At 50.2% G+C, this 7657-nt stretch carries 9 protein-coding genes; 4 read left to right on the forward strand and 5 right to left on the reverse strand.

Going from position 1 to position 7657, the window contains the following annotated elements; genetic code table 11:
* Nucleotides 1-2: 2 nt before the first annotated feature.
* Both AC9UEP_RS00655 and AC9UEP_RS00660 read left to right on the forward strand, forming a co-directional pair.
* Nucleotides 3-407, forward strand: a complete 405-nt coding sequence (locus tag AC9UEP_RS00655; RefSeq protein ID WP_509543062.1) for a cytochrome c oxidase subunit 4 — start codon at nucleotides 3-5, stop codon at nucleotides 405-407.
* 31 nt (nucleotides 408-438) lie between these two features.
* Entirely contained in the window at nucleotides 439-1302 is an 864-nt protein-coding gene (locus AC9UEP_RS00660; protein ID WP_509543064.1) for a DMT family transporter, read from the forward strand.
* Between the two features lie 11 nt (nucleotides 1303-1313).
* Here AC9UEP_RS00660 and qcrB read toward each other — a convergent pair whose 3' ends face one another.
* Genes qcrB through ctaE form a run of 4 tightly spaced genes read right to left on the reverse strand, consistent with a single transcriptional unit; the run spans nucleotide 1314 to nucleotide 5346 of the window.
* Nucleotides 1314-2903 carry a cytochrome bc1 complex cytochrome b subunit gene (gene qcrB, locus AC9UEP_RS00665; protein WP_509543065.1) on the reverse strand — a complete coding sequence of 530 codons (1590 nt, stop codon included), beginning with the start codon at nucleotides 2901-2903 and terminating at the stop codon, nucleotides 1314-1316.
* Entirely contained in the window at nucleotides 2900-3892 is a 993-nt protein-coding gene (gene qcrA / locus AC9UEP_RS00670) for a cytochrome bc1 complex Rieske iron-sulfur subunit (protein WP_509543066.1), read from the reverse strand. Before qcrA ends, qcrB begins: the two co-directional genes overlap by 4 nt.
* Nucleotides 3893-3896: 4 nt before the next feature.
* Nucleotides 3897-4691: a cytochrome bc1 complex diheme cytochrome c subunit gene (gene qcrC / locus AC9UEP_RS00675; RefSeq protein WP_509543068.1), complete on the reverse strand. Its 795-nt coding sequence runs from the start codon at nucleotides 4689-4691 to the stop codon at nucleotides 3897-3899.
* A gap of 25 nt (nucleotides 4692-4716) precedes the next feature.
* The gene (gene ctaE, locus AC9UEP_RS00680; RefSeq protein ID WP_509543070.1) at nucleotides 4717-5346 is read right to left on the reverse strand and encodes an aa3-type cytochrome oxidase subunit III; all 630 of its coding nucleotides are present in this window, start codon (nucleotides 5344-5346) and stop codon (nucleotides 4717-4719) included.
* A 140-nt stretch (nucleotides 5347-5486) separates the two neighbouring features.
* Between ctaE and AC9UEP_RS00685 the strand changes: the two genes are divergently transcribed.
* Both AC9UEP_RS00685 and trpD read left to right on the forward strand, forming a co-directional pair.
* Nucleotides 5487-5933 carry a hypothetical protein gene (locus AC9UEP_RS00685; RefSeq protein WP_509543071.1) on the forward strand — a complete coding sequence of 149 codons (447 nt, stop codon included), beginning with the start codon at nucleotides 5487-5489 and terminating at the stop codon, nucleotides 5931-5933.
* A gap of 23 nt (nucleotides 5934-5956) precedes the next feature.
* Nucleotides 5957-7015, forward strand: coding sequence for an anthranilate phosphoribosyltransferase (gene trpD / locus AC9UEP_RS00690; RefSeq protein WP_509543073.1), 1059 nt, complete (start codon nucleotides 5957-5959; stop codon nucleotides 7013-7015).
* On the opposite strand, the gene AC9UEP_RS00695 is transcribed toward trpD, so the two are convergent.
* Complete coding sequence (locus AC9UEP_RS00695; RefSeq protein WP_509543081.1) at nucleotides 6990-7640, reverse strand: exonuclease domain-containing protein; 651 nt, start codon at nucleotides 7638-7640, stop codon at nucleotides 6990-6992. The two genes, trpD and AC9UEP_RS00695, sit on opposite strands and share 26 nt — an antisense overlap.
* Nucleotides 7641-7657 lie beyond the last annotated feature (17 nt).

Below are 7657 nucleotides of genomic sequence, written 5' to 3' on the forward strand. Positions count from 1 at the left end.
GCATGAAGGCTAACTGGCAACTCTTTACCGGACTCGCGATTTTCTATGCGATCATGTCAATTGTTTATTACTACGTCGGTGGGGAGGCTGTTGGTATCACTGGCATGATTTTGGCTGCATGTTTAGCTGGCATGGTTGGCTTTTACATCTGGTTCACTCAGAAGCGAATCGGTTTTGATATTCCTTCAGATAATCTCGAGGGTGAGATTGCAGATGATGCAGGTGAACTTGGTTTCTATAGCCCACACTCATGGTGGCCACTTCCGGTCGCCTTAAGTGCAACAGCCATGGGTCTAGGGTTAATTATCGGATGGTGGCTCACGCTCATCGCTCTGGGTGCCTTAATTATTAGCATTATTGGAATGGTCACTGAGTACGAAAAGCCACTGACCAGTAGCAATCACTAAGAATTACTAGCGAAGCTGCTTTCAGGATAAAGTGCGAAAGCTAGTAGCACTTGCACCCTGGATCTTCGTCCTAATCTGGAGTTCAGGCTTTCCGGTCTCAAAGTATGCATTTTCATCAGGGGACCCGCTCTATTTTCTGGCCATTAGATTACTTTTGGCCGCACTGATTCTCTTTGTGTTAGCACTTATTTTTCGAGCCCCCTTAAAGCTCTCACGAAGTGATTTTTTCGCCTCACTTGGGATTGGCATCACCCTGCACGGCATGTATTTAGCGGGAGTTTGGTATGCCATCAGTTTGGGGGCACCAGCAGGCTTATCTTCGGTGATTACAAGTATGCAGCCAGTGCTGGTATCCCTGATCGCGATTCGATTATTAAGTGAGCCCTTAACTCGAAAACAGGTAATCGGTTTAGTACTGGGATTCATCGGTGTCTTTCTTGTTGTCTTACCTAAGCTTTCAGGCACATCGCACTTCACGACAACATCACTCGGGCTCTTGGTCCTAGCTCTCTTAGGAAGCACGGTTGCGACCCTGATGCAGAAGAAAATAGGTCACTCAATTCCACTTTTAATCGGCACCACTTATCAGTTCGCAATCTCTGGTGTGGTCCTTCTCGTTCTCTCAGTTGCGATGGGTGCAACTGAATTCCACCTCACGCAGACCGGTCTATTTGCGATGCTCTGGGCGGTACTTGTTACATCAATCGCGGCAGTGCTCTTGCTCTTCTGGCTGCTAAATAATGGTTCGGCGGCGAAGGTCTCATCCTTGTTCTATCTCGTGCCACCGATAGCGGTGCTAGAGACATACGTGCTCTTTGGGGAAAAGATCAACGCCCAGGGGTTCATAGGTATTGCTATGACCACACTGGGCGTTGCGTTAGTGCTACAGAACTAGCTTTTTATCTATTAGTGATGTTCTTCCAGCTCTCTGCGCTCTGTTTGGGTTGCCTTAGGAACTGCAGTAGCCATCGAACGCGAAATCCGATTACGAATTTTATTCTTGATAGCCCCCGGTCTGCGAACTCCTCCGCCGTCGTGATCAGCGAGTTCAAGCGGAGCTAGTTGTTCGTGTGAAGTCAGAAGCCAAGCCTTTTCCGGTGAGATTGGTTCATGAATTTCCACAAATTCACCACTTGGCATACGCACCAAGCGTCCGGTTTCGCGCCCATGAAGAACGAGATCGCGGTCAGCGCGCTGGAGTGAAAGACATAGGCGCTTGGTAATCACATATGCAAGAGGTGGTAACACAATGACACCAATGCGTGAGAACCACATCATCTGGTTAATGGTGAGGTCAAAGGTTGTGGCAATGATGTCGTTACCACCATTGAGGAGACATACAAGAGTGAAGGTAAGAGCCATCGCGCCGATTGCGGTGCGAGTAGGTGCATTACGCGGACGATCAAGTAGATGATGCTCGCGCTTATCTCCGGTTGCCCAGCTCTCAATAAATGGATAGAGCGCAAGGGCGGTGAACATGATTCCCGGCAAGATAAGTCCAGGGATCAAAATGTTCCACGAAATCGTGTAACCGAAGGTGACTGTTTCAATTGGGGGAGCCATGCGCACAAGGCCATCTAGCCAACCCATATACCAATCGGGTTGCGAACCGGCAGAGACTTGTCCTGGCGTGTACGGACCGTATAACCAGATGGGGTTAATGGATGCGACGGCGCCAAGAAATGCGGTAACACCAAAGACGATGAAGAAGAATCCGCCAGCTTTAGCCATATAGACCGGCATTAGTGGATAGCCGACAACGTTCTTCTCTGTGCGACCTGGACCAGGGAATTGGGTGTGCTTCTGGTACCAAACAAGCATTAAGTGAACAGTGATGAGTGCCAGGAAGATTCCAGGCAGTAAGAGCACGTGCACGGTATAGATACGTGGAATAAATGCTTCTCCGGGAAATGCGCCGCCGAAGGCGAAGAAGGCAAGATATGAACCAACTACCGGTAGCGCTTGAATGATTGCTTCGGCAATTCGGATACCAGTACCGGAGAGAAGATCATCAGGAAGTGAGTAACCCAAGAAACCTTCCACGATGCCGAGTGTCAGAAGTCCAACACCGATAACCCAGTTAGTTTCCCGAGGTTTGCGAAATGCACCAGTGAAGTAGACCCGCATTAAGTGCACGACAATTCCCACCATGAATATGAGTGCAGCCCAGTGGTGAATCTGGCGCATCAGTAGCCCACCACGAACCTCAAATGAAATATCGAGAGTAGATGCGTAGGCGGCGGACATCTCTAAGCCTTGTAATGGTGCGTATGAACCCTCATAGACAACTTCGCGCATTGATGGATCAAACCAAAATGTAAGAAATGTTCCGGAGAGAAGAAGAATGACGAAAGAGTAGAGACAGATTTCACCGAGCAGGAATGACCAGTGGTCGGGAAAGACCTTGGTGAGGTTCTTCTTCATCCATTTTGCGGCACCGGTACGATCATCGACATATCCTGCGACGTTACCGGCAATTCTTTCGCGTGCTGTCATGTTGAGCGCTCCCAGAAACTAGGTCCTACGGGTTCATTAAATGGTGCTTGTGCCACGAGGTAACCCTCAGCATCAATTGTAATTGGCAACTGTGGAAGTGGGCGAGCCGAAGGGCCGAAGATGACCTTGGCCGCGCGGGTGACATCGAATGTCGATTGATGACATGGGCAGAGCAGATGCTTTGTCTGCTGCTCATAGAGGGCTACCGCGCAGCCCATATGAGAACAGATTTTTGAGAAGGCGATGATGCCCTCATAGGTCCAGGAAAGTCGTTCGGCATCGAGATTAAACTCTTCCGGGCGAAGACGAATAAGTAGTACCGCATCTTTGCCAATGTCATTTAAAGATCGGTGCGCGCCAGGGGCTATCGCTGGGAGTGTCTGAGCTACTGCTCCTACCTCAAGATCTTGCGGACGCAGCGGGCGATCTCCTGGATCAGTAACCAGGCGAGTGCCCTTCTTCCAAGACGTTGTTTTAAGTTGGTTTCCGGGTAGTGGACCGAGGTCACCCAGAAGTAGCACAGGAGTAATAGCTGATAAGCCAAGGGCTGCACCGAGGGTGCGCTTAATGAGAGGTCTGCGACCAAGACCGGCAGCGGCGGCGCCAGCCTTAACAGTCTTTACAAAGTCTTCCCGATCTTCTTCTTCAGACTTAAATTCATGGCGTTGGGAAATTACTTCTTCATCAGGCATCAGTGTCTTAGCCCAGTGGATTAGGCCTGCACCAATACAGAAGAGTGCAATCGCCATTCCCATACCGAGACCTAGTTGGTGCGCGTTAGTATTTCCTAGAACAGGAATGAAGAAAAATATATCCTCATCAATGAAAAGGTATGAGTAAATAAGAAGAACCGCACCGAGTGCGGAAAGAATAAATAGCGTTGCTACTTGACGCTCTGCGCGAGCAGCAGCTTTAGGATCAGTATCGGCGCGACGGTGAACATGGGCTGGCAGACCTGGATCTTTGATTAGTTCTATCTCGTTAGACATCTACCTATCTCGCCTTCGCTGCTAACCAGACTGCAACACCGATTAGCAATCCGATTCCTAGTGTCCACACAAGTAGTCCTTCAGTAACTGGACCAACACGACCGAGTGATGCTCCACCTAACTGAGGTTCAGCTTCAGCTGCCTTGATCCACTTAATCACGGAAAGTTTCTCTTCGGGTGTAATTGTCTTATCGCTAAATACTGGCATTGATTGTGGGCCCGTGATTAAGGCTTCATAGATATGAACAGGCTCTACTCCCATCAGAGTGGGCGCATATTTGCCTTGCGTTAGCGCTCCACCTTGGGCTGCGAAGTTGTGACACATGGCGCAGTTAGTTCTAAATAGTTCGCCACCTTCAGCAGTGGAACCATCGCGTTCGTAATTCAACATCTCTTCCGTAGGAATTTCTGGTCCAGGGGCGAGAGATGCAACATACATAGCTAGTGCATAGACCTCTTCCGGGTTATAGAGCGGGGTTTTTCGCATCGCCTGGACGCTCATATCGCCCATTGGCATGCGACCAGTACCCACTTGGAAATCTACCGAGGCAGCGCCAACCCCAATTAGAGATGGTGCTATCCCGCCGCTTTCAGCATTGAGTCCGTGGCAAGAAGAGCACCCTTTAAGAAATATTTCACGACCTTCATCGATGGCAGCAGAGCGGGCGGCGATTGTTGTCGTTTGTTCAGCATCGACGGCGCTTGCAACCTGGAAGGTGGTGCCGATGGTCAGGAGAGCAAAGATCAGCAGCATGGGTCCGGTCGCACGATGTCTACGTAGCCGAGAAAGACGCTTCACATTTTTCCTTTCAATTCATTCTTAATCATTTGATGAGGTAAATAGCAGAGAAGAGAGCGATCCAAACAACGTCTACGAAGTGCCAGTAGTAGGAAACTACAATCGCAGTAGTTGCTTGTCCTTGCGTAAAACGACGCGCCTTAGCAACGCGAACCATGACGATGAGGAATGCGATAAGTCCGCCGGTTACGTGCAGACCGTGGAAGCCGGTTGCCAGATAAAAAACTGAACCATACGCATTTGATGAAAGGGTTAACCCTTCTAGAACAAGATGTGCGTATTCATAAATCTGTCCGGCAACGAAGAAGCCGCCCATAAGAAATGTGAGTGAGAACCATTCGCGCATTCCCCACTCATTAAATTTGAAAAGCGATCCGGTACGACGTGCTTGGAAGCGCTCGGCGGCAAAGACACCGAACTGACATGTGACAGAAGAGAGCACCAATACCGTGGTGTTAAATGCAGCAAAGGGAATGTTGAGGACTTCAGTAGATTCCAGCCAGATAGTTGGGCCTTGCACCGCACGCGTTGTGAAATACATGGCAAAGAGTGCGGCGAAGAACATGAGTTCACTTGATAGCCAGACAATCGTTCCAACCGCCACCAAGTTCGGGCGGGTGATCTTGTGGTGAGAACTCACGCTGGTGCTGCTCATGGCTCCCATTATTCCCGAAAATGTGTCGTCTCACCTAGTTAAGAGCCCGCCCGGAGCCCCGATTTGCCCTTGGGAATAGGTGAAAAGGGTCACCAAAAAATGAGAGTCAACATCCGGATTATCCAGAATAGACTTCGCTCATGTCTGAATCCGGCGGTAGTAAAGAGCGAAAATACTCCATCGTTATGTATTCTGATGATTCCTCCGTTCGGCGGGCAATTATCGGCGCTCTGGGAAATCGGGTTGCGCCAGATATGGCCGAGCATGTGATTCACGAATTTGCTACCGGGGCAGCGCTTCGACTCTTTGTCGATGGGAAGAAGCGAGCAGCCGATAAGCCAATTGATCTGTTCATTCTCGACGGTGAATCAGTTCCAGAAGGTGGCCTGGGAATAGCGCGCCAACTTAAAGATGAGGTTTTTAATTGCCCGCCAGTATTGGTAATCACCGGTCGCAAGGCTGATGCCTGGCTGGCGGCGTGGTCGCGGGCAGAGGCAAATGTTCTTCACCCGATTGATCCATTTACACTTTCGCATACTGTGGCAGATCTACTTCGCACCCGCACAGCTGCACTTTCTACGCTCTAGATTTAACGGAGAACCAATTCGCCATGGCCGTTAATGATGATGGTGGGAGTTGGAAGACAAATATAGAAGCCCTCACATCTGGTCTTGATTTAGCGCCGGAACAGATGAGCTTTGTCATGCGGGAAATCCTGAGTGGAAACGCTGATGTGGAATTAATCAAGAGCTTTCTATTGGCACTTAAAGCCAAGGGTGAAACCGCCGCAGAAGTCGGAGCGCTCGTTGCTGAGATGTATGCACACGCTGCACCGATCAATATTGCAGAACGCGCAGTTGACACCGTGGGTACCGGCGGAGATGGGGCGCACACCATCAACATTTCAACAACCGCGGCAATCATCGCCGCCGCGGCTGGTGCTCGAGTGGTAAAACATGGCAATCGCGCTGTCTCCTCTAAATCTGGTGCATCTGATTTCCTGGAAGCCTTAGGAGTAGTTCCGGGCCTTGATGGCAAAGGCGTAGAGCGCACGGTGCGCGAACTAGGTATCGGATTTTGCTTTGCGCCGATTTTTCACCCAGCGATGCGTTTTGCCGCCCCGGCGCGAAAAGAACTTGGGGTTCCGACCGTCTTTAATATTTTGGGCCCGCTAGCTAATCCGGCCAAGCCAAAAGCTGCTGCTGTGGGAGTTGCTAATGAGCGGACGCATCTGGTGATGGCGCAAGTATTGGCTGCCAAGGGCTGCGATGGTTTTATCTTCCGGGGCGATGATGGTCTTGATGAAATCACGCTAGCGACAACGACCACAATTTTATCAATTGGAAAAGATGTGATTGCAAGTAATCGAATTGATGCAAAAGATTTTGGTCTTGCAAACGCACCACTAGATGCAATTGTTGGGGGAGATGCCGCAGAGAATGCGCGCATCAGCCTTGCGATTTTCGCTGGCGAGCGCGGTGCACCACGAGATGCTGTCCTACTCAACGCAGCTGCTGCAATTGCTGCCTTTGAAGGTGAACTTGATTCTGAGATTAAGCAGCGACTAACTGCCGGGCTCGCACGTGCTACCAAGGCTGTTGATTCTGGGGCAGCTAGTGAGTTACTGAAGAAATGGGCGGCGCTTACTGCCGAGATTTCGGCTTCTTAACTTTCTTGCCAAAGTTGTGCAGTTCTTCCAGGGTGTAGATGTCGAAGGAGCCAAGGCGCTCAATTAATCCGTGCAAAACATCAACTGTTGCTCTGGCATCATCGAGAGCGCGATGGTTGGGAGTGGTTTGAGTTCCAAAGAAGGAAGCGAGAGTTCCTAATTTGCAGTTCGGAACCTCATCGCGAGTCAGCACTTTGCGCGCGATGATCGCGGTATCAAGGACTGCGAAGGCCGGCCACTGGTATCCGTGCACTTTTGAGTAGTGCTTGAGAAAGGCGAGGTCAAAAGGTGCGTTCTGCGCAACGAGTACCGTCTCTTGATGTGAGCCAAGAAATTCAAAGAGTGATGGAAGAACAGTTGAAATGGAAGGCGCCTCATAAACCATGGAGTCGTTGATGCCGGTGAGCTCCTGGATGTAGTCAGGAATGAGATGACCAGGATTTACAAAAGTTTCAAATTCACCAAGAGTTTTTCCTGCCTTAACTTTGACCGCGCCAATTTCGGTAATGGCAGCGCCGATATGCGGGCCGGCACCGGTGGTCTCTAAATCAAGGACGACAAATGTTGTCTCCAGCAGGGGACGACCGAGATCTTGCAACGTTGATTGCCAGGAATTGTCGTTCACGCAACGAACTGTATGTG

The sequence above is a fragment of the Candidatus Planktophila sp. genome (genome assembly GCF_040402315.1).
Taxonomy (GTDB): Bacteria; Actinomycetota; Actinomycetes; order Nanopelagicales; family Nanopelagicaceae; genus Planktophila.

What these genes read in the sequence shown, in the direction of transcription:
- AC9UEP_RS00655 (WP_509543062.1), top strand. Translation starts at nt 3, where the DNA reads ATGAAGGCTAACTGGCAACTCTTTACCGGACTCGCGATTTTCTATGCG.
- qcrB (WP_509543065.1), bottom strand. Translation starts at nt 2,903, where the DNA reads ATGACAGCACGCGAAAGAATTGCCGGTAACGTCGCAGGATATGTCGAT.
- qcrA (WP_509543066.1), bottom strand. Translation starts at nt 3,892, where the DNA reads ATGTCTAACGAGATAGAACTAATCAAAGATCCAGGTCTGCCAGCCCAT.
- ctaE (WP_509543070.1), bottom strand. Translation starts at nt 5,346, where the DNA reads ATGAGCAGCACCAGCGTGAGTTCTCACCACAAGATCACCCGCCCGAAC.
- AC9UEP_RS00685 (WP_509543071.1), top strand. Translation starts at nt 5,487, where the DNA reads ATGTCTGAATCCGGCGGTAGTAAAGAGCGAAAATACTCCATCGTTATG.
- trpD (WP_509543073.1), top strand. Translation starts at nt 5,957, where the DNA reads ATGGCCGTTAATGATGATGGTGGGAGTTGGAAGACAAATATAGAAGCC.